At 69.3% G+C, this 22,650-nt stretch carries 21 protein-coding genes; 2 read left to right on the top strand and 19 right to left on the bottom strand.

The genetic code is table 11. The features are described 5' to 3' along the window. Positions 1-13: 13 nt before the first annotated feature. Positions 14-1,648: a DUF349 domain-containing protein gene (locus ABYF38_RS00925; protein WP_371152258.1), complete on the top strand. Its 1,635-nt coding sequence runs from the start codon at positions 14-16 to the stop codon at positions 1,646-1,648. Between the two features lie 197 nt (positions 1,649-1,845). Continuing rightward, entirely contained in the window at positions 1,846-2,343 is a 498-nt protein-coding gene (locus ABYF38_RS00930) for a hypothetical protein (RefSeq protein ID WP_371152259.1), read from the top strand. 7 nt (positions 2,344-2,350) lie between these two features. Here the strand turns inward: ABYF38_RS00930 and ABYF38_RS00935 are convergent, their stop codons facing one another. The 19 genes from ABYF38_RS00935 to ABYF38_RS01025 form a co-directional block, all read right to left on the bottom strand. Next, positions 2,351-4,678: a RelA/SpoT family protein gene (locus ABYF38_RS00935; protein ID WP_371152260.1), complete on the bottom strand. Its 2,328-nt coding sequence runs from the start codon at positions 4,676-4,678 to the stop codon at positions 2,351-2,353. Positions 4,679-4,753: 75 nt separating this feature from the next. After that, on the bottom strand, positions 4,754-5,305 hold the full coding sequence (locus ABYF38_RS00940) for an adenine phosphoribosyltransferase (protein WP_371152261.1): 552 nt from the start codon (positions 5,303-5,305) through the stop codon (positions 4,754-4,756). After that, positions 5,302-6,588 carry a protein translocase subunit SecF gene (gene secF / locus ABYF38_RS00945; protein ID WP_371152262.1) on the bottom strand — a complete coding sequence of 429 codons (1,287 nt, stop codon included), beginning with the start codon at positions 6,586-6,588 and terminating at the stop codon, positions 5,302-5,304. The genes ABYF38_RS00940 and secF overlap by 4 nt, the downstream gene beginning before the upstream one ends. After that, positions 6,588-8,273, bottom strand: a complete 1,686-nt coding sequence (gene secD / locus ABYF38_RS00950; RefSeq protein WP_371152263.1) for a protein translocase subunit SecD — start codon at positions 8,271-8,273, stop codon at positions 6,588-6,590. Before secD ends, secF begins: the two co-directional genes overlap by 1 nt. A gap of 80 nt (positions 8,274-8,353) precedes the next feature. Next, a complete protein-coding gene (locus ABYF38_RS00955) occupies positions 8,354-8,680 on the bottom strand; it encodes a preprotein translocase subunit YajC (protein ID WP_371152264.1) in 327 nt (108 codons plus the stop codon). A gap of 54 nt (positions 8,681-8,734) precedes the next feature. Further along, the gene (ruvB, locus tag ABYF38_RS00960; RefSeq protein ID WP_371152265.1) at positions 8,735-9,778 is read right to left on the bottom strand and encodes a Holliday junction branch migration DNA helicase RuvB; all 1,044 of its coding nucleotides are present in this window, start codon (positions 9,776-9,778) and stop codon (positions 8,735-8,737) included. Further along, positions 9,771-10,373, bottom strand: coding sequence for a Holliday junction branch migration protein RuvA (gene ruvA / locus ABYF38_RS00965; protein WP_371152266.1), 603 nt, complete (start codon positions 10,371-10,373; stop codon positions 9,771-9,773). Before ruvA ends, ruvB begins: the two co-directional genes overlap by 8 nt. A 242-nt stretch (positions 10,374-10,615) precedes the next feature. Next, a complete protein-coding gene (locus ABYF38_RS00970) occupies positions 10,616-13,084 on the bottom strand; it encodes a cell wall-binding repeat-containing protein (protein WP_371152267.1) in 2,469 nt (822 codons plus the stop codon). 80 nt (positions 13,085-13,164) lie between these two features. After that, entirely contained in the window at positions 13,165-13,797 is a 633-nt protein-coding gene (gene ruvC, locus ABYF38_RS00975; RefSeq protein ID WP_371152268.1) for a crossover junction endodeoxyribonuclease RuvC, read from the bottom strand. 3 nt (positions 13,798-13,800) lie between these two features. Beyond that, positions 13,801-14,559: a YebC/PmpR family DNA-binding transcriptional regulator gene (locus tag ABYF38_RS00980; RefSeq protein ID WP_371152269.1), complete on the bottom strand. Its 759-nt coding sequence runs from the start codon at positions 14,557-14,559 to the stop codon at positions 13,801-13,803. A gap of 75 nt (positions 14,560-14,634) precedes the next feature. After that, positions 14,635-15,276: a pyridoxal 5'-phosphate synthase glutaminase subunit PdxT gene (pdxT, locus tag ABYF38_RS00985; protein WP_371152270.1), complete on the bottom strand. Its 642-nt coding sequence runs from the start codon at positions 15,274-15,276 to the stop codon at positions 14,635-14,637. Further along, complete coding sequence (locus ABYF38_RS00990; protein WP_371152271.1) at positions 15,273-15,830, bottom strand: NUDIX hydrolase; 558 nt, start codon at positions 15,828-15,830, stop codon at positions 15,273-15,275. The genes pdxT and ABYF38_RS00990 overlap by 4 nt, the downstream gene beginning before the upstream one ends. Before the next feature lie 134 nt (positions 15,831-15,964). Beyond that, on the bottom strand, positions 15,965-16,864 hold the full coding sequence (gene pdxS, locus ABYF38_RS00995; RefSeq protein ID WP_371152272.1) for a pyridoxal 5'-phosphate synthase lyase subunit PdxS: 900 nt from the start codon (positions 16,862-16,864) through the stop codon (positions 15,965-15,967). 72 nt (positions 16,865-16,936) lie between these two features. Next, positions 16,937-17,803: a hypothetical protein gene (locus ABYF38_RS01000; protein WP_371152273.1), complete on the bottom strand. Its 867-nt coding sequence runs from the start codon at positions 17,801-17,803 to the stop codon at positions 16,937-16,939. Between the two features lie 39 nt (positions 17,804-17,842). Then, positions 17,843-19,066 (bottom strand): PrsW family intramembrane metalloprotease, encoded by a 1,224-nt coding sequence (locus ABYF38_RS01005; protein WP_371152274.1) that lies wholly within the window; start codon positions 19,064-19,066, stop codon positions 17,843-17,845. A gap of 55 nt (positions 19,067-19,121) precedes the next feature. Further along, positions 19,122-20,258 carry a glycosyltransferase family 4 protein gene (locus tag ABYF38_RS01010; RefSeq protein WP_371152275.1) on the bottom strand — a complete coding sequence of 379 codons (1,137 nt, stop codon included), beginning with the start codon at positions 20,256-20,258 and terminating at the stop codon, positions 19,122-19,124. Further along, complete coding sequence (locus ABYF38_RS01015; protein ID WP_371152276.1) at positions 20,255-21,199, bottom strand: phosphatidylinositol mannoside acyltransferase; 945 nt, start codon at positions 21,197-21,199, stop codon at positions 20,255-20,257. Before ABYF38_RS01015 ends, ABYF38_RS01010 begins: the two co-directional genes overlap by 4 nt. After that, positions 21,196-21,894, bottom strand: a complete 699-nt coding sequence (gene pgsA, locus ABYF38_RS01020) for a phosphatidylinositol phosphate synthase (RefSeq protein ID WP_371152277.1) — start codon at positions 21,892-21,894, stop codon at positions 21,196-21,198. Before pgsA ends, ABYF38_RS01015 begins: the two co-directional genes overlap by 4 nt. Further along, a complete protein-coding gene (locus ABYF38_RS01025) occupies positions 21,894-22,598 on the bottom strand; it encodes an HIT family protein (protein WP_371152970.1) in 705 nt (234 codons plus the stop codon). The genes pgsA and ABYF38_RS01025 overlap by 1 nt, the downstream gene beginning before the upstream one ends. Between the last annotated feature and the right edge of the window lie 52 nt (positions 22,599-22,650).

The raw sequence follows: 22,650 nt of genomic DNA on the forward strand, positions 1-22,650 counted from the left end.
TGAAGGAGAAACCGTGACCGTCGCTGACGACGCACGCGCACCGCGTGACACCGAGGAAGTTGTCACCCCCATCGAGCAGCCCGCGGCGGAAGTGGAAGAATCCGCGCCCGCCCAGGCCGAAGTTGAGGCCGTCGAGGCGGCAGGGGTGGCCGACGTTGCCGCCGACGCCCCCGCCGTAGAGGCCGCCCCCGCTGAGGCGGCCGAGGCTGTAGAGACCGCAGAGGTCCCCGCCGCTGAAGCGGCCGAGGCCGAGGTGAAGGCCGAGGAGGCTCCGGTCGCGGAGGTGACCGAGGAGGCGGCGAAGGAGGCTCCCGCGCCCGCCGCGCCCGCCGCGCCGAGCCCGGCTGCGGCCAAGCCGCGCAAGCACCGCCCGGCCCCGCCCAGCGAGCAGCCGCTGGACATCGCGGCCGTGGTGCGCGCCGCCCAGTTCGGCCGCGTGGCCGACGACGGCACCGTGTACGTGCGCGAGGCCGGTGGCGAGCGCGCGATCGGCCAGTACCCCGAGGGCGTGCCGGCCGACGCGCTGGAGATGTACGTGCGCCGCTACCTGGACATCGCCGCCCAGGTGGAGCTGTTCTCCGCCCGCATGGTCAACCTCTCCGACAAGGAGATCGACTCCACGCTGGCCTCCCTGTCCGAGGCCCTGGAGGCCCCCAAGGCCGTCGGTGACCTGGACGGCCTGCGCGAGCGCCTGGCCGGCCTGAAGACCGCCGCCGAGGAGCACAAGGTGGCAGAGCGGGCCCGCCGCGAGGCCGCCAAGGCGGAGTCCATCGCCGTGCGCACCAAGATCGTGGAGCAGGCCGAGGAGATCGCGGCGCGCGACCCGCAGCGCGTGCAGTGGAAGTCCTCCGGCGAGCAGATGCGGGCCCTGCTGGACCAGTGGAAGGAGGCCCAGCGTTCTGGGCCGCGCATCCCCAAGGGTGAGGAGGACGCGCTGTGGAAGCGCTTCGCCGCCGCCCGTGGCGCCTTTGACCGCGCCCGCCGCCAGTACTTCGCGGAGCTGGACAAGGTCCAGGCCAAGGCCAAGGCCACCAAGGAGGCCCTGATCGCCCGCGCCGAGGAGCTGTCTACCTCCACCGACTGGCGCGAGACCAGCGCCAAGATGCGCGACCTGATGGAGCAGTGGAAGGCCGCGGGCCGCACGTCCCGCAAGGAGGACGACGCCCTGTGGGCCCGCTTCCGCGCCGCGCAGCAGGTGTTCTTCGACAACCGGTCCTCCACGAACAAGGCGATCGACGCCGAGTACGCGGAGAACCTGCGCACCAAGGAGGCCCTGCTGGAGCACGCCGAGGCGCTGCTGCCCGTCACGGACGTGGAGGCGGCCCGCGAGGCGCTGCGCCCGATCCAGGACGCGTGGGAGGAGGCCGGGCGCGTGCCGCGCGAGGCCAAGGACCGCATCGAGGCGCGCATGCGCGCCGTGGAGCGTGCCATCAACGAGGCCGAGAACGAGCGCTGGCGCCGCACCGACCCGGAGAAGAAGGCGCGCCGCGCCGGCCTGGTGGGTCAGCTGGAGGAGGCCATCGAGAACCTGGAGAAGGAGCTCGCCCAGGCCACCGCCAAGGGCGACGCGAAGGCCGTGCGTCAGGCCGAGGAGGCCCTGGCCGCCCGCAAGTCCTGGCTGGACCAGCTTTCGCGCAGCGAGGGCTGATCCGGTAGGCGCGGGTAGCGCGTGAACACCCCCGGTGGGGCGGGACCTTCCAGGTCCCGCCCCACCGGCGTTCTGCCCGGGCCCAGGGGAAATCCGGTGCCGGCGGGCGCCCCGAGGGCCCGTGTCGCCGCGCCCGCCTGTCCACAGGCGGGCGCTTTCGCGTTGGCCCGGCGCCCGTTTGCCGCCAGGCTTGGGGCATGGAGCTCTACCTGGACCCGCGCGAACGCGTCTCGCTGGCCCGCGACGGCCTGGCGATGGACTTTGGGCTGGCCGCCCTGCCGTGGGACCTGGCGGACTCCAGGCTGTGCCGGATCGCGGCGCTGAACGACCTGCATCCGGGCCAGACCTTCTGCTGCACTGCTGCGGCGTGGGTGCACACGGGGATCGGCTACCTGGACCAGCCGCACGTGATCGCGGCCGGCAGCAGGCAGTCCAAGGCCCGGGTGGTGCACCGCTGGCACGTGCCCGGCTCGCACCTTTACACCCCCGCGGAGGGCACCTGCACGGACTCGCTGCGCACGCTGCTGGACCTGGTGCTCTCCTGCCGGGCCGAGCCCGACGTGCTCACCGCCCTGGCCTACGTGGCCAGGCGCGAGTTCTCAGCCAAGGAGTGGCGCGACCGCTTCGTGGCCGACCGGCGCGGCACCGTGGAGCGCTACCTGGTGGTGCGGGACCTGTACGACGACGCCGCCTAGGCGGGGCTCAGCCCTCGTGGCCGCGCCGGTTGACGCGGGAGACCTCGTAGACGCCGGAGAGCTTGCGCAGTGCCTTCATCACGGCCTCCAGGTGCGTCTCGTCGCTCACCTCGAAGGTGACACGGCCGACCGCCACCTGGTCGCCGTCCGAGCTGAAGGTGGTGGAAAGCAGGTCCACGCGCTGCTCCACCATCACCCGGGTGATGTCCATGAGCAGCCCGGAGCGGTCGAGTGCCTCGATGACCACCTGGACAATAAAGCCGCCCGGGCGGTCGATGTCCCAGTGGGCCTTGACCAGCCGGTCGGGCTGGGAGGAGAGCGCCTCGATGTTCTCGCAGTCCTCGTGGTGGATGGAGATGCCGTTGCCACGCGTGATGAAACCCGTGATGGGCTCGCCGGGCGCGGGGGTGCAGCACTGGGCGATCTTGGTCCACACCTCGCCGGGCTTCATGCCCTCCACCACGATGCCGCTGCCCGTGGCCGGGCCGCGCCGCTTGCGCGGCTTGGGGATCGTGGCCTCCGCCAGCGTCTCCTCCGTGCCGTCCGCGCCGCCCAGCACCGCCACCAGCTTGGAGGACAGCGATTCGGCGGACACGTGGTTCTCCCCCACCGCCGCGTACAGGCTGGAGACGTCCTTGTAGCCCATCTCCTGGGCCACCGCCAGCAGCGAGTGGTGGTTCATCAAGCGCTGGATGGGCAGGTTCTGCTTGCGCAGCATCTTGGCCACCCGGTTACGCCCCTCGTCCACCGCCTCCTCGCGGCGCTCCTTGGTGAACCACGCCTTGATCTTGGAGCGGGCACGCGGGGAGGCCACGAAGGCCAGCCAGTCCTCGTTCGGGCCCGCGTCCGGGTCCTTGGAGGTGATGACCTCCACCGTGTCCCCGTTGTCCACCTTCGTGGACAGGGTCACCAGGCGTCCGTTGATCTTGGCGCCCACCGTCTTAAAGCCCACCTCGGTGTGGACCGCGAAGGCGAAGTCCACCGGCGTGGAGCCCGCCGGCAGGGCGATCACGTCGCCCTTGGGGGTGAAGACGTAAACCTCGGTGCCGCTCATCTCGTAGCGCAGCGAGTCCAGGAACTCGTTGGGGTCACCCGTCTCCTGCTGCCACTCGAACAGGCCCTTGAGCCAGATCATCTCAGAGGCGCCCGGCGGCAGCTCGCCCGTGCCCTCCTTGGTGCGCAGCGCCTCGCGCTTCTTCGCGGTCGGGTCGGCCTTGTACTTCCAGTGCGCCGCCACGCCGTACTCGGCGCGCCGGTGCATCTCGTGGGTGCGGATCTGAATCTCCACCGGCTTGCCACCCGGGCCCACCACCGTGGTGTGCAGGGACTGGTAGACGCCGTACTTCGGCAGGGCGATGTAGTCCTTAATGCGACCGGCCACGGGCTTCCACACCTCGTGCAGCTTGCCCAGCACCGCGTAGCACTCCCCCACGGTGTCCACCAGGATGCGCAGCGCCACCAGGTCGTAAATGTCGTCGAACTCCCGACCGCGCACCACCATCTTCTGGTAGATCGAGTAGAAATGCTTGGGCCGGCCGGTCACCACGCCCTTGATGCCCAGCCCGTCCAGCTGCTCCTGGATCTTGGAAGAGATCGAGGCCAGGTATGCCTCGCGCTCCGGGGCCCGGCGCTTGACCAGCTGCTCGATCTCCTCGTAACGGCCCGGGTAGAGCACCTTGAAGCTGAGGTCCTCCAGCTCCCACTTGATCGCGTTCATGCCGAAGCGGTGCGCCAGCGGGGCGTAGATCTCCAGCGTCTCCTGCGCCTTGGACTTGGCCTTCTCCGGGTCCATGTACTTCCAGGTGCGCGCGTTGTGCAGCCGATCGCCCAGCTTGATCATCAGCACCCGGATGTCCTTGGCCATCGCCACGACCATCTTGCGCACCGTCTCGCCCTTGGCGGCCGCCCCGAACTCCACCTTGTCCAGCTTGGTGACGCCGTCCACCAGCAGCGCGATCTCCGGGCCGAAGTCGATCTTCAGCTGCGCCAGCGAGTAGGGGGTGTCCTCCACCGTGTCGTGCAGCAGCGCGCCCGCCACCGTGGTCGCGGTCAACCCCAGCTCGGCCAGGATCGTCGCCACGGCAACCGGGTGGGTGATGTAGGGCTCGCCTGACTTGCGGGTCTGGCCCTTGTGTACGCGATTAGCCACCCGGTAGGCGTGCTCAACCAGGTCGAAGTCGATCTGCTCGTCGCCCGCGTGCTCCAACAGGGCGTTGACGATCGGAACTAGCGCCGGGATCGCCGCGATCGAGGGCGGCACAGGGCGCGTAGCGCTCGCCAGCCCAAGGCTCTCAAGCCAGCTCCTGGTCCAGTTACTCCCTCTTGCATCAGCCATTTTTGGATTCTACCGCTTACGGCAATGGCCGCCGCACCCTGACGGGTGCGGCGGCCACATCCAATTTCTGGTACCTCAGAACTTCAGGATCGAGTGCACTTCGTAGCCTTCCAGCTTCTCGCGCCCCTTGAGCTCCTCCAGCTCCAACAGCACCATCACGCCCGCAACCACGCCACCGGCCTTCTCGACCAGCTCGATCGCCGCGCGCGCCGTGCCACCCGTGGCCAGCACGTCGTCGATGATCAGCACACGGTCACCCTCGTGCACGGACTCCGGGCGGATCTCCATGCGGGCCGTGCCGTACTCCAGCGCGTAGTCCACGCCCAGCACCGGGCCGGGCAGCTTGCCGGCCTTGCGCACGGTCAGCATGCCCACCTCGAGGGCGTTGGCCAGCGGGGCGGCCAGCACGAAGCCGCGCGACTCCAAGCCGGCCACGGCGTCCACGTCGTCACCCACCAGGCGGGCAAGCAGCGTGGTCAGGCGGCGAAAGGCCGGGCCGTTGGCCAGCAGCGGCGTGATGTCACGAAACAGCACGCCGGGCTCCGGGAAGTCCTGGATCTCGCGCAGGTTGCCCCGCACCAGCTCCTCCAGCTCCTGGGCCACCTTCGGGCGAATCAGCAGGCTCATCGCTTGCCCTTCTTCCGCTTCTTCGGCTGCGCGGCATTGCCACGGTGCCCACCGGCCTGCATAGGACGGGCCACGTGCGGCTCGTCGGCCTGGGCGGCAACGTCGTCCCCACCCTTCTTGGCACTCTTGGCCTTGCGCTCCACCTTCGTCGCCTTGGCGCTGCGGGCCTGCTCCTGCTCCTCCCAGCCGGGACCGGACAGGTACTCGGGCTCCTGCTCCACCACCACGTCGGCGCGCTTCTTGGCGCGGCGCGGCTCCTCGTCCTCCTTGGCCACCACCTTGTGGTCGACCACCTGGACGGCGTCGCTGTGGCCCCGCTTGGCGCGGATCTCAGCGGTGTGCTCCTTCACGCGGCCCTTGATGGCCTGCTCCAGCACCACCAGCATCGGGGAGGCGATGAAGATCGAGGAGAACGTGCCCACGATCATGCCCACGAACAGCGCCAATGCGATGTCCGTCAGCGTGCCCGCGCCCAGCAGCAGGGAACCCAGCAGCAGGATCGAACCCACCGGCAGGATCGCCACGATGGAGGTGTTGATGGAGCGCACCATCGTCTGGTTCGCGGCCAGGTTGACCAGCTCACCGAAGGTGTAGCGGTGCTGCTGGTCAAAGCCGCGCGTGTTCTCGCGGACCTTGTCGAAGACCACCACGGTGTCGTAGAGCGAGTAGCCCAGGATCGTGAGGAAACCGATCACGGTAGCCGGGGTGACCTCCACGCGCGTGACGGCGAAGACGCCGACCGTGATCAGGATGTCGTGCAGCAGCGCGAACAGCGCGGCCACCGACATGGTCCAGCGGCGGAAGTAGATCGCCATGACGATCGCCACCAGGGCCAGGAACGTGGCCAGACCCTGCAGGGCCTTGGTGGAAACGTCCTTGCCCCAGGTCGGGCCCACGAACGTGGAGGCCACGGCGGACTCGTCCACCTTGTAGGCCCCCGCCAGGCCCTCGCGGACCTCGCGGGTGTCGGCGTCGCTCAGCTGCGAGGTCTGCACCCGCAGGGAGGACTGGCCCAGGTTGGAGACGCGCACGCCCTCCGTGTGGCCGGCCTTCTTCAGCACGTCGTAGGCGGGCTGCTGCGAGGTGACCTCGGAGCCCGTGATCGTGAACTGCGAACCACCCCGGAACTCGATGCCGAGCGCGAAGCCGAACACCGCCACGATCAGGACCGAGGCGGCCATGAGGGCGCCGCCGATTCCCATGAGGAAGCGGCCCTTGCCGACGATCTGGTAGGTGCGCTCACCGGTGTAGAGCTCGTTGCCCCACTTCTGGTAGCTGAACATCAGTTCTCCCCCTTCTCGCCGTCAGCGGCCTGGGTCTTCGCGTCGGCACCGGCCGACTTTGCCTCGCCTGCCACGGCGGCAGCCTTCGCCTCCGCCTTGCGGCGGGCGATGCCCGCGCGCGTGGTGCCGCGCCCGGTGTAGAGCGGCGCCTTAGCGCCCAGCCACTCCGGGTTGAGGCCGGAGAGCTTGTGGCCCTCCGCGAAGAACTTGCCGCGCACCGCCAGCAGCATGGCCGGGTGGGTGAACATGAACACCACGATCAGGTCCACCACGGTGGTCAGGCCCAGGGTGAAGGCGAAGCCGCGCACGCCACCCACGGCCAGGAAGTAGAGCACCACGGCCGCGAGCAGGTTGATCACGTCGGAGATCAGGATGGTGCGGCGGGCCGCGCGCCACGCGTGCGTGACCGCCTGCGGGATGGTGCGACCGTCGCGGATCTCGTCACGGATGCGCTCGAAGTAGACGATGAAGGAGTCCGCCGTGACACCGACGGACACGATGATGCCCGCCACGCCGGGCAGCGAGAGGCGGTAGCCGATCGACCAGGAGAACAGGGCGATGATCAGGTAGGTCAGCGCCGCAGCGGCCACCAGGGAGCCGGTGGCGATCAGCGACAGGCCCCGGTACTGGCTGGCCAGGTAGAGGACCACCAGGCCCAGGCCCACCAGGCCGAACAGGATCGACTTGGACAGCTGCTCGGAACCGAGGGTGGCAGAGATCGTCTCCTCGCTCTGCACCTCGAAGTTCAGGGGCAGCGCACCGAAGTTGAGCTGGTTGGCCAGGGTGGCGGCGCTCTGCGGGTCGAAGGAGCCGGAGATGCGCGCCTGCCCGTTGGGGATGGCGTTCTCCACGCCCGGGGAGGAGACCACCAGGCCGTCCAGGACGATCGCGAACAGGTTGCGCATCGGGTCGCTGGCGCGGAAGGACGCCAGGCGGGCGGTGATGTCGCGGAACTTCGCGGCGCCCTCGGAGGTCAGGGTGAGGTCAACGCCCCACTGGCCGTCCGGGTTACCGAACTGGTCGTGCCCCATGCCGGAGGCGGCGGTCTTGACGTCGGTGCCGGCCATCTCCACCGGGCCGAGCACGTACTTGCTCACACCGTCGGTGGAGCAGGTGACCATCGGCTTGTCCGGGTCGGCGGCGCCGTGCCCCTTCAGGCTCTCCGGCAGGGTGCAGTCGAGCTTGCCGAACTCCTGCTGCACGGCCTCGGTGAGCCAGGCGGAGTCGGAGCCGTTGGCAGGCGTGGTGGCCGGCTCGTCAGAGATCTTGCCGTCGCCGTCGACGTCGGCCTCCACCTCGGTGGCCTGGGGGGCGCCCATCACCAGCACGGGACGGAAAGAGAGCTGCGCGGGGGTGCGCACCAGGTCCAGGGTCTCCTTGCTGGGGTTACCGGCCAGCGCCACGACCACGTTCTGCCCGCCCTGGCTGGAGATCTCGGCCTCGGAGACGCCGGAGGCGTCCACGCGCTTGCGGATGATCTCGATGGCCTGGTCCACGTCGGACTCCGAGACCTCGGAGCCGTCGGTGGTCTTGGGGGTCAGGATGATCTGGGTGCCTCCCTGCAGGTCGAGCGCGAGGTCGGGCACGAAGTCCGCGTCGGACTTCCACTGCCCCACCCCGAGCGTGCCGACCAGGGCGGCGAGGATGATGAATAGCCCGAACAGGGAGCGCCAGGGGCGTTCCACCACGGGCTTCTTGCTCGGCTGCTTCGACGAGCGCGAATTCGTTGAGATTGACATTCTTCCAGCGTTTCTAGCGCGGTTTGTTACTCGGCGGCCTTGTCCGTGGTGGACTCCGGCTCGTCCGAGGTGACTTCGAGCGAGGAGAAAACGGGCTCTTCGGCACCACGGATGGCGCGGCGGGCCCACAGGGTCTCGTCACCTGCCGGGGACTCGAGGGTGACGGTGAGGCCGTCCACCTCGACGACGCGGCCGTAGAAGCCCCCGATCGTCACTACCCACTTGCCGGGCACCAGCGCGGCGTCGCGCTCTTGTTCCTGGCGCGCCTGCTGCTTCTTGGCGCTGCGGCCCATCCACCACATGGCGAGGATGAGGAAGAGAGGCAGGAGCCAGATCATGTATTGCTGCGGCACGGGTTTTCTCCCAGTCTGTCTAGGGCCCGCGTTTTGCGGGCATCCTTGGGCAGTCTAGTTGAATTCCGGCAAATCAAAACCTGGCGCGACGGTGGGGCCGGGCACGGGCAGGCCCAGGTGCTGGTAGGCGGACGACGTTGCCGCCCGGCCGCGCGGAGTGCGTACCACCAGTCCCTCGCGAACCAGGTAGGGCTCGGCGACGGTCTCTACCGTTTCGGGCTCTTCCCCGACGCTGATGGCCAGGGTGCTCAGTCCCACCGGGCCGCCCCCGAAGCGGGTGCATAGGGCCAGCAGCACCTGCCGGTCTAGGCGGTCCAGGCCCCGGGCGTCGACCTCGAAGAGTTCCAGGGCACCGCGCGTGGCCTCGATGTCGCACTTGCCGCTGCCGTGCACCTGCGCGAAGTCGACCACGCGGCGCAGCAGCCGGTTGGCCACGCGCGGGGTGCCGCGGGAGCGGGAGGCGAGTTCTGCGGCGGCGTCCTGGTCCAGGGTGACGCCCAGGAGGCGGGCGGAGCGCACCAGCACCTGCTCTAGCTCGCTGGGCTTGTAGTAGTCCAGGTGGCCGGTGAAGCCGAAGCGGTCTCGCAGCGGGGCGGGCAGCAGGCCGGCGCGCGTGGTGGCTCCCACGGCCGTGAAGGGGGGCAGGGTGAGCGGGATGGAGGTGGCGCCGGGCCCCTTGCCGACCACCACGTCCACGCGCCGGTCCTCCATGGCCAGGTAGAGCATTTCTTCTGCGGTGCGGGCCAGGCGGTGGATCTCGTCGATGAAGAGGACGTCGTTTTCCTGCAGGCCGGAGAGGATCGCGGCCAGGTCCCCTGCGTGCTGGATGGCGGGCCCGGAGGTCAGGCGCAGGGAGCCGCCGGTCTCGGCGGCGACGATCATGGCCAGGGTGGTCTTGCCCAGGCCGGGCGGGCCGGATAGCAGCACGTGGTCGGGGGCCGCGCCGCGCTCCTGGGCGGCGCGCAGCACCAGGCCGAGCTGCTTGCGCACCACCTCCTGGCCCACGAACTCCTCTAGGCGGCGTGGCCGCAGGGCGGCCTCGGCGGCGCGCTCCAGCTCGTCGGCGTCCGGGGCGATGACGCGAAAGTCGTCAGCCACGGCCGCCTCCCAGGCTCTGCAGGGCGGCGCGCAACAGGGTGGCCACGTCCGCCTCCGGCTGGGCGTCGATGGCGGCGGAGGCGGCCTTCGCGGCGGTGGCGGCCTGCCAGCCCAGGCCGGTCAGGGCCTGGGTGAGTTGGGCCTCCACGTCCCCACGCGCGGGCGCCGGGGCAGGCGCCTCCAACCCGCCGGTGGGGGCGCCCAGTTTGCCCTTGAGTTCCAGCACGATGCGCTGGGCGGACTTCTTGCCCACCCCGGGCACGCGGCACAGGGCGGCCAGGTCCTCGCCCTCCACGGCGCGGCGCAGCGCGTTGGGGGTGTGCACGGCCAGCATGGCCAGGGCGATGGACGGTCCGATGCCGCTGACGGACTGCATGGACTCAAAGATGTCGCGTTCCTCGGCCTCGGCGAAGCCGAACAGGGTGAGGGAGTCCTCCCGCACCACCAGGGAGGTGTAGACCTCGGCCTCGCGCCCGGCGGCCAGCCCGGCCAGGGTGGTGGGGGTGGCCCTGAAGGAGAAGCCCACTCCCCCAACGCTAATGACGGCCTTGCCGAGCCCGACGTGCTGGACCACGCCTGCCAGAGATGCGATCACCACTCCCCCTTATCGAACAACTGTACGAATCCTAGCGCACCGCAGCGCGGCGGCAAGCCCCGCTGAACGCAGGGCCAGCACGTCCACCACGTTTTGGACACGCGCCGCAACTAAGCAGATGTGTGCCCACAGCCGACGATCTGCGAGAAATTCACCTCGGTAGGACCTCGCTCCAACAGGGGCGGGCCCACGCCATCAAAATGACGTGGGCCCGCGCCGCCTGCCTCTGGGAAACCCCGGCCTTAGGGGTAGTACCTTCCGGCCCTGGAGTTGTGCAGCTCCATCACGGCGTTCGGGACTGCTTTGTATCCGCCCACGATCGTGATCGAGGCGGGGTCCAACGCGCGGATTGCGTTCAGGGAGTATACGGATTGACCTGCCTGGGGAAGCAGGATCAGGCTGCCCTTCTCCTTAACGGCGACGGCGCTGGCCACGAGCGCGTCTGCGAAATCCACTCCGGAGGCCACGATGACCTTTTGCCGTTTCCCATAGCCGAGGGCCAGGATCGCGGCGGTTTCGTAGCGGTCGTTACCGACCACTGCGACTGACTTGCCCCAGCTCTCGGTTGCCACAGCTGCCTTGCGCCCCACCGCCACGGTGGTTTTGTCAGCCCGGAAGTACTTCTTCACCTCTGAGCTGGTGGCGTCGACCACCTTGCCGCCTACAGTGCTGGTGCGGCAAAGCAGGATGTAACCGTTCTGGGCGCCTGCTGCAGCACCGGCGGCAAGGGCGTCGGCAAATCCGCTGCCGTCGGCCACGAAGACGTGGCTGGTGGCGCCCTTGGAGCGCAGGTGTTGTGCAACCGCGCTAGAAGTGAGGTAGCGGTCGTTTCCTCCCAGTCGCGTGACGGCGATTCCGAGCTTGGTTAGCTGGTCTTCCTTGGCTTTGTTTACCGCGCCTGGGCCGCCCACGATCAAGACGTTCTTGACCTTGCCCTGTGTCAGGGCGGAGAGCACTTGGCTTTCCAGGCTCCCCTTGGAGGTGGTCAGCAGGATACCGGTGTCGTATTTGGCTGCCAGCGGACCGGCCACCACCGCGTCGGCAAAGTTTGCCCCGCTTACCAGCACCGCGTTCTTGGTGAACTCGGTTTCCTTGAATGCCCTCACGGACGTCTCGACACGGTTGAAGCCGTTGAGCCGGTGGGTGAAGTAGTTACCCCACGGCTCGTGGTAGGTGGGAAGCTTGATCGCCTTGAGGTTTGTGCCCCAGGCGGTGTTGTAGGAGGCGGTGATCTTTTCCTTCGGGATCGCCGCTCCGCTTTCGAGCGCGTTTTGCACCTTCCAGCCCTTTGGAAGCAGATAAGACTGTTCGATTACGCAGTTCGTCTGGGACTGGTAGCAGGAGCGCAGCTTGAACACGACCGGCTTGCCCAGCTCGGCCACGCGCTTTTCCGCCCCGCCCGGGTAGTGGTACTGGACCGTGCCGTTGTGCACTGATGCGCTCCAAAGGCGACTCGAATCGGAGCTTGCCAGCACAGAAACCACCTGGCGCTTTTGTACCTTGTCGCAGCTCGGGTTGAGGATGCCAACATCCGACCCGTCGATCAGTCCGCTTTCCTTTTGGGAATTGAGCAGGAAGATTCTGATGGTGCTGGGGGGAATCCAGTAGGACGTGCCAGTGTCGGGCGCATCAGCGGCGTATCTTTTGCCGCCGGGGGACGTGAAGACGTTTAGCTGCCTGTGGGTGAGGATTCCAAGGATGCCTCCTTGACTGTCCAGCGCGGGGCCGCCGATGTCACCGGGCTGGTGCTGCATCGTTCCTCTGGTCGCCAGCAGGTTGTATCCGCACTTTTGCCCTTGCAGGGTGGCGAAGTCCGTGAACGTGTGGGTTGTCTTTCGGCGCACGGGGTTCTTCCAAGGGTCGCGCGGATCGTTGCCGTATCCGTAGGTTGAAACCTGGTGTCCTCGTTCGATTTCCTCAAAGGAGGGACCCCCAAAGTTCATGGTACTGATCTGTTGGGACAGCACTACGAGCGCTAGGTCGCTGTTGGGGTCGAGGATCAGTTTTGTTGCCCTGATGCCCGTTCCGGTCGCGTTCTGGTTGAGGTGGAAGGTCACCTGTTTGGGGCTGACGGCCGCAGTGGGCTTGGTCTTGTTGTAGTCGGCTTTGTTCAAGAAGCATTGCCGGGCGGTGAGCACCCATTTTGACTCCAGGGACCTGGTCAGAAGCATGCCGGTGCAGAGGTTGAGTCGTTTGCCTGCTGCGTCGTAGATCTTGAGCGCGCCCACCCCGTACTGGTTGTCGGCCACTACTGTGCCGCCTTGTGCTTGGGGAAATACCTGCGCGGGCTCGGCCTGGTCACCTTCCCGGGCCGCCTGCGGCGCCGTCGCGGCACCGGTGGGGCCCTCGCTTGTCTGGGCAGCGCCGTCGGTGGCTGCTTCCTCTAGCGGTTCTGCCGTCGGCGACTGGTTTTGCTCTACTTGCGGGTTGACGTCAGATGCGGCTTCCGCAGCTACGGTTGCCTGCTGTGTGGGAGTTTCTTTGTCCGTTTCCGGTTGGCCGACGTCGCCTTCTGCCTGCGCATCGTTGTTGACATTTCCTTGCGCACCTTCGACCGGGACCACTGTCTGGTTTGGAAGTGCCCCGCTATTTGGGGCGATTGTGGCTTGCGGAGTCGGTGAGTCTTCAGCAGCTAGAGCTGGTGCAATTGCGGTTGTTAGAAGCGCCATCGACACGAATGCACCGAGCGCGCCCAGGGTGGCCTTTTGCACGTTATCTCCTTCCCAGATAACCCAAGGCCGTACCCTACCGCCTTATCTGAGAACGGTTTTTGTTTTCGCCCGGTCTCGCCTTATCTATGCCCGCGCCTGCGCGGGTCCACCGCGCCGGTGCGGCGCGCGGCCGCGGCCGCCTGCGCCCAGGCCCGCTGGGCGGGGGTGAGCTCGCCCCGGGACTGCACGCCGCCGCTCAGCGAGACGGTCACCGCGCCGTCCTCCCCCAGGCCCTGGATGCCGGTGCCGCGCCAGCCGTGGCAGATGGCCAGGGCAACGGCGTCGGCCGCGTCGGCGGGCTTGGGCGGGGAATCCAGCCGCAAGATACTCGCCACCATCGCCTGCACCTGCGCCTTGTCGGCCCGGCCCGATCCGGTCACGGCGGCCTTGACCTCGCTGGGGGTGTGCAGGGCCAGCGGTAGCCCGCGCCTGGCGGCGGCGAGCATGGCGATCCCGGCCACCTGGGAGGTGCCGGTGATGGAGCGCAGGTTGTCCTGCGCAAAGACGCGCTCCACCGCGATCACCTCGGGGCGGTACTTGTCGATCCACTCCTCGATGCCCTTTTCGATGGCCAGGAGGCGGAAGTGGGCGGCCAGGTTCGGGTCGCTGCGCACCACGCCCACGTCCACCAGCTTCGCCTGCCGGCGGGCGTCAACGTCGACGACCCCGAGCCCACACCTGGTGAGCCCGGGGTCAACGCCCAAAATCCGCAAGGATCAGTCCTCGTCGAGCGCCGCCATGACCTCTGCGGAGGCGTCGAAGTTGGCGTAGACGTTCTGCACGTCGTCGCTGTCCTCCAGGGCGTCGATCAGCTTCATGATCTTGCGGGCGCCCTCTACGTCCACCTCGATCTCGGTGGAGGGCACCCACTGCACGTCGGCGGAGTCGTACTCGATGCCGGCCTCCAGCAGGGCGGTGCGCACCGGGATGAGGTCGGTGGCCTCGCTGGTGACCTCGAAGAGCTCGTCGCCGGCCTCGATTTCCTCGGCACCGGCCTCCAGGGCCACCTCCATCAGGCGGTCCTCGTCCACGCCCTCGGCGGCCGGGACCAGCACCACGCCCTTGCGGGAGAACAGGTAGGCCACGCTGCCGGGCTCGGCCAGGGAGCCGCCGTTGCGGGAGAACGCCACGCGCACCTCGGAGGCGGCGCGGTTGCGGTTGTCGGTGAGGCACTCGACCAGCACGGCAATGCCGCCGGGGCCGTAGCCCTCGTACATGATGGTCTCCCAGTCGGCGCCGCCGGCCTCGGCACCGGAGCCGCGCTTGACAGCGCGGTCGATGTTGTCGGCGGGAACGGAGGCCTTCTTGGCCTTCTGGATGGCGTCGAACAGGGTGGGGTTACCGGCCGGGTCGCCGCCGCCGGTGCGCGCCGCGACCTCGATGTTCTTGATCAGGCGGGCAAAGAGCTTGCCTCGCTTGGCGTCGATCGCGGCCTTCTTGTGCTTGGTGGTCGCCCACTTAGAGTGCCCGGCCATTGTGCCCCACTTCCGTTTGTTGCATCTTTTGTTAGCCGACGTCCCTCGGGCCGCGCGGCCAATACTGGCGGTATTTTAGCGGGCCGCCTGTGCAGATTGCCGCACCATCTCCAGAAAGAGGCCATGTACGCGCGTGTCGCTGCTTACTTCCGGGTGGAAGGAAGTGGCCAGCAGGTGGCCCTGACGCACCGCCACGGCGCGCTGCCCGGCGGGGGTGTCCACGCTGGCCAGCACCTGGACTGCGGGGCCGGTTTGCTCGATCCAAGGGGCGCGAATAAACACGGCGTGCACAGGGGCCTGGCCGGCGGCAACGTCGGCCCCCAAGGCGGGGGCAGAGAGCCAGGCCTCTGAGGAATCCACCTGGCGACCAAAGGAGTTGCGGCGGGCGGTGACGTCCAGGCCGCCCAGGGTGCGCTGGCCCTCGATGCCGTCTTCCAGGCGGTCGGCCAGCAGGATCAATCCGGCGCAGGAGCCGTAGGCGGGCAGGCCGGCGGCGATCGCCTCACGCAGCGGCTGCTCCAGCTCGAAGGCGTCCAGCAGCTTGATCATGGTGGTGGACTCCCCGCCGGGCAGCACGATGCCGTCCAGCCCGGCCAGCTCGCTCGGGCGGCGCACCTTCACTACGCGGGCACCCAGGCTCTCCAGCATGGCGGCGTGCTCGCGGAAGTCGCCTTGCAGGGCCAGGACGCCGATGGTGGCCTGTTCGATCATGCTCATTCTCCGTTCTCCACGAGGTGCGGGCAGGTGCCGTCCCAGCCGGTGACCCACTCCTCCAGCCGCTTGGCCAGGTCGCGGGGGTACTGGGTCACCGGTGAGGCCTGGAGTGCCGCCGGGGTGATCCAGGCCAGCTCGTCCACCACGCTGCGCTCCAGCTCGGTCCAGCGCGAGTCGTCCAGCTCGCTGGCGTGCTCGACCCGCAGTAGGTAGAAAGTCTCGTGTTGGCGCACCGTGATGCTGGAGAACACGAACTCCGAGTCGCGGGTCAGCACGGGGCCTTCCAGGCTCTCCGGTGTCACTTGGATGCCGGTCTCCTCGGCCAGCTCGCGGGCCGCAGCCTGGCGGGTGTCCTCCCCCGGTTCCATGCCGCCGCCGATCGTGAACCACCAGGCCCGGGCAGTGTCTAGGGCGTCGTGCCCGCGAGCCAGCAGCACGCGACCGTCGGCGGCTATAACCACCACGCGAGCCGCGCTCCGGCTGGGCACGCCGTCGGCACCGGGCTTGAACTCGGGGCTGATCTGCTGTTTTTGCAGGCGGTTTGCTAGGTCGTCCACTGTCACTCCTTAGCTCACTGCTCGACTGCCCTGGCACCTCCCGGGCAGGCTCAAAGTGCTCAACCAGGTGGGGTTGAGGGCATTAGTGAGGGCCGCCTTGCGACGGCCCTCACCAGTTAGTCAGCGGCGGTAGCTCACCAGCCGCGCTCGGCCAGGCGGTGCGGCACGGGGATGCCGTCCACGTTGATGCCCACCATGGCCTCGCCCAGGCCGCGAGAGACGTCGGCCACCACGGCCGGGTCGTCGAAGAAGGTGGTGGCCTTCACGATGGCGGCGGCGCGCTTGGCGGGGTCACCGGACTTGAAAATGCCGGAGCCCACGAACACGCCCTCAGCACCGAGCTGCATCATCATGGCGGCGTCTGCGGGGGTGGCGATACCGCCGGCGGTGAACAACACCACGGGCAGCTTGCCGGTCTCTGCGACCTCTACCACCAGGTCGTAGGGGGCGGCCAGCTCCTTGGCGGCCACGAACAGCTCGTCCTTGCTCATGGAGCGCAGGCGGTTGATCTCGGCGCGGATGGTGCGCATGTGGGTGACGGCGTTGGAGACGTCGCCGGTGCCGGCCTCGCCCTTGGAGCGGATCATGGCCGCGCCCTCGTTGATGCGGCGCAGGGCCTCGCCCAGGTTGGTGGCGCCGCAGACGAAGGGAACGGTGAAGCCCCACTTGTCGATGTGGTTGGCGTAGTCGGCCGGGGTGAGGACCTCGGACTCGTCGATGTAGTCCACGCCGAGGTGCTGCAGCACCTGGGCCTCAGCGAAGTGGCCGATGCGGGCCTTGGCCATCACCGGGATGGAGACGGCGTTGATGATGCCCTCGATCATGTCCGGGTCGCTCATGCGGGACACGCCGCCCTGCGCGCGGATGTCCGCCGGGACGCGCTCCAGGGCCATGACGGCCACGGCGCCGGCGTCCTCGGCGATCTTGGCCTGCTCCGGGGTGACGACGTCCATGATGACGCCGCCCTTGAGCATCTCCGCCATGCCGCGCTTGACGCGGTCGGTTCCCACCACGGGCTGGTTCTCGTTAGTCACAATGCACTCCGCATAGTCAGGTCTGGGTTTTCCAAGTCTACGCCCTGGCGCGCTGCCGCTGCGCCCCGGGCTTTAGTGTTCGTGGGCGTCCACTTCTTCGGCGTCCTCCCACTCGAAGTGGGCTACCTCCACGTCGGTGGCGTACGCCTCCTCCCACTCCACCACCTCGGCCGGGCCGTCCGCAGCGGCGGGGTCCGCAGGGCGGGCGTGCTCGTAGCTCGCCAGGTGCTTTTGCAGGCGCTTGGACATGGGCAGGAACGCGGCCAGGGAGAGCCCGCCGGAGACCACAGCGCCGGCGATCGGGATGGCCTTGGCGATGCCGTTGGCAAAGCCTCGCTTGGTCATGGTCAGCCCGATGGAGGCGGCCACGCGCTTGACGATCGGGTAGACCACGCCGTTCGTGAGCGCCTTGTTCGGCAGGGTGGCCACCACGTTCTTGGCCAGCATCTCCGCCAGCTTGGCCACCCCTCCCCTGGCTACGTGCACTCCGTACATGATGCCGATGAACAGGGTGAGCACGCCCTCGGTGGACTCGTCGATCTCCCCGTCCCTGGTGAACAGGTCCGGCCAGGAGTAGAGGTAGGCGAGCTTCTGCGCGATGCGAATCACGTGGCCCAGGAACTGGACCACGTCCCCGGGGGCAGTGATGAAGGCGGCCACCCCACCCGGCAGCCCGGCAGCGGCCGACGCCCCGGTCACCCGCGTGGACTCGTACTTGATCGAGCTGCGCGCGGCCTTCTCGATCACCTCCAGCGGGATGCCCGCGTGGGCCGGGGTGGTGAGCACGGCGGCCTCGATCTGGGCCGGGGTGCAGTGCTTCTTCAACGCCGCGCGCAGGTACTCCGCCCTGTCGATGCGGATGAGCGGCAGGCGCACCGCCGTGTTGAGCATCCGGGAGAAGTTGACGCCCGCCTTTTCGAGGTCCGTGCTTTTGGCCATGCGCGCCATGCTATCGGCGCGGCGAGCGCACCAGCCACTTCAGCGCAGGAGCGCTAGGCGGGCCTGGTGGAGCTGGGTGAGGTGGGCCTGTTCCTCCGCCGCGTGGAAGGCGTGCCTGCCGATGGCGGCACGGTGCCGGGCCAGGGCAAGCTGCACCGCGCCGGCCTGGAAGTCGCGCAGCGCCTGCTTGCGCCCGCCCCGCTTTGCCCACCGGCAGGCGTTTTGCCGGGCGGCGGGCACGGTCACCATGGCCAGTTCCCAGCTCTGCATCAGCCCGGCGCGCACGTAGGGCTGCAGGTGCCACTGCACCAGGGAGAGCTCCGAGCGCTGCAGGACGGCCAGGATCACCAGCAGCAGGGCCAGCATCGGCAGCTGCGCCCACAGCGCGGTGGTGGCCCCGGCGGAGGCGGAGATGTTCCAGCCGGCGTGCAGGGCCACGGCCCCGGCGTAGCCCAGCGGCGCCCACCAGAGCCAGGCCACGCGGGAGGCGGACCTCGCGGCGAAGCCGATGGCCAGGCCGGTCATGGCGGTGAAGAGGATGTGGGCGAACGGGGAGAACACGCCGCGCACCACGAACACGCTGGCCAACTCGTCGTGGAACATGACGAAGTAGAAGATGTTCTCCACGAAGGCGAAGCCGGCCGCAGTGGTGGCCGCGTAGACCACGCCGTCCACGGGCCCGCCGATCGCGCCGCGTCGCCACCACAGCAGCATGAGCAGGATGAAGGCCTTGGAGGCCTCCTCGATGAGCGGGGCACTGACCACGGCCGCGACCAGGTCTCCCTGGGCCACGTCACCGGTGAGGACGTAGACGTGCTCTGCCGCCATCGTGTTGACGATCGCGGAGACGAACGTGGCCACCCCGGCTCCCCACAGGAAGGTCAGCCACAGCAGCAGCCTGGGCTCGGGCTCCCAGCGGTCCACCCAGCGCACCACCGCGATGACCACGGCCAGCGGCATGAGCGCCAGCACCGTCGGGGCGAGGATACCCACCTCGCCGTCCGAGATGGCCCGGAAGCTGGCGAACATCCCGAACACCGAGATGATGACCAGGATCACCTCGAGGGCGCCCACCTGGGTCGAGATGCGGTGGGCCTTGTTCAGGCTCGCGAACGGCGCCCCCTGGTAGGACCACTGGGCGGGGCTGACCTGGTAGGCCTGCCACACCTGTGCCGGGCGGGCCTGCTGGGGCTGGGCAGCGTTGGCCGCCACGTAGGCGGTGCTCTGCCCGGTCAGGTAGGGCGTGTTGGTTTGGTTGCTCACGTCTTTTCTTTCCTTGCCCGACGCCGCCGCAGCGGCCGCCCCTAGTGTGAGGCCGCTATGCGCGGCCGTCGGTTCGCTTCTGCGGGGCCGAGGTGTCCAGTGCCGCCTGGTAGACGGCCTCGATGCGGTCGGTGACCCGGCCCCAATCGTATTGCGTGGCGGCGAGCGCCCCGGCCTGCGCGACTGTGCGGCGGGCGGCGGCGTCGTCCAATGCCGCGCAGATCGCCTCGGTCAGGGCGGCGCTGTCCCCCACCGGGAACAGGCCACCGCACTCCCCCTGCGCCAGGACGGCGCGGAAGGCGGGGATGTTGGAGGCCAGCACGTAGGCGCCGGCCGCCATCGCCTCCACCAGCACGATGCCGAAGGATTCACCGCCCAGCTGCGGGGCGACGTAGATGGTGGCGCCCTTGAGCAGGCTGTTCTTCTCCGCGTCGCTCACCCCGCCCAGAAACTCCACGCTGCTGCCAAATCCGGCCAGGACGGCGCGCGCCTGACTGGCCTGCCCGCGCCCGGCTATGAGGAAGCGGGCGCCGGGGTGGCGCTCCAGCACGCCGCCCACGGTCCCGGCCAGGACGGGCAGGCCCTTGCGGGGCTCGTCCAGGCGGCCCAGGAACACGATCACGGGCGAGTCGGGACCCTCCTGCCACGCCTCGACCGGTGCGGCGGTGGCGAAGTCCGCCACCACCACGCCGTTGGGGATCACCTGCGCGCCCCCGCCGTGGTAGCGCACCAGCGTGCGCTTGGCCTCCGCAGAGACGGCGATGCGTGCGGCGAGCTTTCGCATCGCCAGGTTGGCCAGCCCCGCCACTAGTCGCCGCGCGATGGAGCGGGACATGGCGGTGTGGAAGGTGGCCACCACTGGGCAGCGGGCGTTCAGCAGGGTGAGCAGCCCGATGGAGGGGGTGATGGGCTCGTGGACGTGCACCACGTCGAAGTCGCCGCGCCGCAGCCAGCGGCGCACGCCCCGCAGCGCGCGCGGCCCCATGTTCAGGCGGGCCACCGAGCCGTTGTAGCTCCAGGCCACGGTGCGCCCGGCGTCCACCACCCAGTCCGGGGCCTTAGCGCCGTCCAGCGGGGCGAGCACGCTCACGGCGTGCCCGCGCCGCATCAGCTCTCGGGCCAGGTCCAGGACGTGGGCCTGCACCCCGCCGGGGCTGGCGAAGGAGTAGGGGCACACGATGCCGATTTTCAACTCTGCTCCTTTGCGCGGGCCCGGGCCAGGCGAGCCGGGTCCAGGTCCGATACGAAGACGCTTTGCATCATGTGCCAGTGCTCTGCGTTATCCCGGAGCCAGGCGCCAAACCAGTCCACCCACTGCTGCGTGAGGTCCGCCGCGCCCGCGCGGCCCTTCTTGGTGGTGTGCAGGGGCGGGGAGACGTCCACCACGATCCCCCACTTGGCGCGGGCGGCCCTGCGCTTGGCGCCGCGCAGCCGCACGTGGCGGATGGCGGCGGCGTAGATGGGGATGCCGCGCACCTGCGCCAGGGCGGCCGGGCCGGGGGCGACCAACGCCTTGTGCCCGGCCAGGTTTACCTCCACGCCGGCGGCGGACAGGTCGCGATCCGCCAGTAGGGGCACTAGGTAGTTGCGTTCCCGGGAGCGGCGCACCAGCTCCGGGAAGGGGTGTTCGTGCCGGGAGACGGGCAGCACGGTCATGCCCAGCTGCTCGCGCAGGCGCAGGAACGCCTCGAAGTCCTCGGCTGGCTCCAGGCGCTCCGCCACGGTGAGAACGGGGGCGAAGTTGCGGGCGGACCACGCCGCCGCCAGGTCCCAGTTCCCCGTGTGGGTGAGGGCGAAGATGATGCTGCCCTGCGCCACCTTCTCCCGCAGCTCGGCCGGCCCGTTGATGCCGCCGCGCACGTCGAAACGCGCCGGCGGCACGGCGGGCAGGTACATGGCCTCCCCGAAGTAGCGCATGTAGTGGCCAAGCGAACGGCAGGTGCGCGCCTTGCGCCGCCAGGTGGACTCGAGCGGGCTGACCCGCTGCAAGTTGGCCTCCAGGCGCCTGGCTGGCGCGTTCAGGCCCAGCAGGTGGGCCGCCCCCAGCGCCGCACCGGCCGCCGCGAACGCCGCTCGGGTCACCCACTCGGGCAGGCGCGGGGAGAGCCGCATGAGGGTGGAGACGGCGCTCAATTCGTCGCCCCGCCGCCGGTGGGGTGACAAACTGCGCTCGCTTCCTCGCCCGCCCGGCTCTGCGCAGCGGTCGCCGACGCTGCCGGCCCCACCTGCCTGTACACGGCTGCCATCCGCTGCCCCACCGTTACGGCGGCCAGCACCGCCAAGACGCTGAGCGCCCCGGCCAGCACCCAGCCCGGCGCGCCCACGCCCACCAGGAACAGGGACACCAGGGAGATGATGAGCCGGTCGGTGCGCTCGGTCAGACCCATCGAGGCGCTGGCCCCGATCGCCTCGGCGCGGGCGCGAGCGTAGGGCACCACTGAGCCCAACACGGTGCAGGCCAGGGCGGCCACCACGGCCCACGTTCCCACCGCGCCGTCCATGTGCCAAAGCGCGTAGAGGGCGATGGCGGCGAAGATGGCGCCATCGCTGACCCGGTCCAGGGTGGAGTCCAGGAAGGCACCCCAGGCGCTCACCTTGCCCGTCAGGCGGGCCAGGATGCCGTCCAGCGAGTCGAACAGGGTGACGATACCCAGCAGCGGCGGGGCCAGCACGGCGTGTCCGGTGGGGATCAGGGTGAGCGCCAGGGCGCAGGTGACTGCGGTACCGGTCCAGGTGATCGCGTCCGGGCTGACACCCAGGCGGGCCAGGGCGCGCGCGGGCGCCGTGAAGATCGCGCGGGTAAAGCCGCGTCCGTGCTGTCCCAGCATCAGTCCTCCTCGCCGCCGGCGCGCTCCCCCGCCGCGCCAGCCTCGCGCGGCCCGGCCCCAGCCGGGGCACTCCCGGCGGGCGCAGTACCAGCGGGGGCGGCCCCAGCGCTCCGGGCGGCCGGGGCGGCAGCGTCGTCCACCTCACCCACCACGCGATCCCACGCGCTCGCCAACCGCTCGCGAGTGTCGGCAAGCAGCTCGGGCAGGGCCTTGGTCTGGGCGATGATCGGGAGGAAGTTGGCATCCCCCCGCCAGCGCGGCACCACGTGCTGGTGCAGGTGGGCCGCGATCCCCGCGCCGGCCACCTCGCCCTGATTCATGCCCAGGTTGAAGCCGTCCGGGCCGGAGACCGCGCGCGTGACCCGCATCGCCTGCTGGGTGAGCACGGCGATCTCGGTGCGCTCGGCGTCGGTCAGCTCGGTGTAGTCGGCCACGTGCCGCCACGGGCACACCAGCAGGTGGCCCGTGTTGTACGGGAACAGGTTCAACACCACGAAGGCCAGCGGGGTGCGGCGCACCACCAGCGCCTCGGCGTCCTCCCGGTGTCGCATGGAGCAAAACGGGCACTGCGCCTCGCTCTTGTCCAGCGGCTTGGCCTCGCCCTTAATGTAGGCGATGCGGTGCGGGGTCCACAGGCGCTCGAAACCGTCAGGCTGGCCCGCAAACGCGGCGGCCGCGCACTCCCGCGCCGGGCCCTGCGGCACGTCGGAAGTGCGCGGCTCACCTACGCGCGCCTGCTGGCTCAGTCCGTCCGCC

The sequence above is a fragment of the Buchananella sp. 14KM1171 genome (assembly GCF_041380365.1).
GTDB classification, from domain to species: domain Bacteria; phylum Actinomycetota; class Actinomycetes; order Actinomycetales; family Actinomycetaceae; genus Buchananella; species Buchananella felis.

Coding starts and splice junctions, on each gene's coding strand:
- ABYF38_RS00930 (WP_371152259.1), top strand. CDS start 1,846: ATGGAGCTCTACCTGGACCCGCGCGAACGCGTCTCGCTGGCCCGCGAC.
- ABYF38_RS00935 (WP_371152260.1), bottom strand. CDS start 4,678: ATGGCTGATGCAAGAGGGAGTAACTGGACCAGGAGCTGGCTTGAGAGC.
- ABYF38_RS00940 (WP_371152261.1), bottom strand. CDS start 5,305: ATGAGCCTGCTGATTCGCCCGAAGGTGGCCCAGGAGCTGGAGGAGCTG.
- secF (WP_371152262.1), bottom strand. CDS start 6,588: ATGTTCAGCTACCAGAAGTGGGGCAACGAGCTCTACACCGGTGAGCGC.
- ABYF38_RS00980 (WP_371152269.1), bottom strand. CDS start 14,559: ATGGCCGGGCACTCTAAGTGGGCGACCACCAAGCACAAGAAGGCCGCG.
- pdxT (WP_371152270.1), bottom strand. CDS start 15,276: ATGAGCATGATCGAACAGGCCACCATCGGCGTCCTGGCCCTGCAAGGC.
- ABYF38_RS01000 (WP_371152273.1), bottom strand. CDS start 17,803: ATGGCCAAAAGCACGGACCTCGAAAAGGCGGGCGTCAACTTCTCCCGG.
- pgsA (WP_371152277.1), bottom strand. CDS start 21,894: ATGCTGGGACAGCACGGACGCGGCTTTACCCGCGCGATCTTCACGGCG.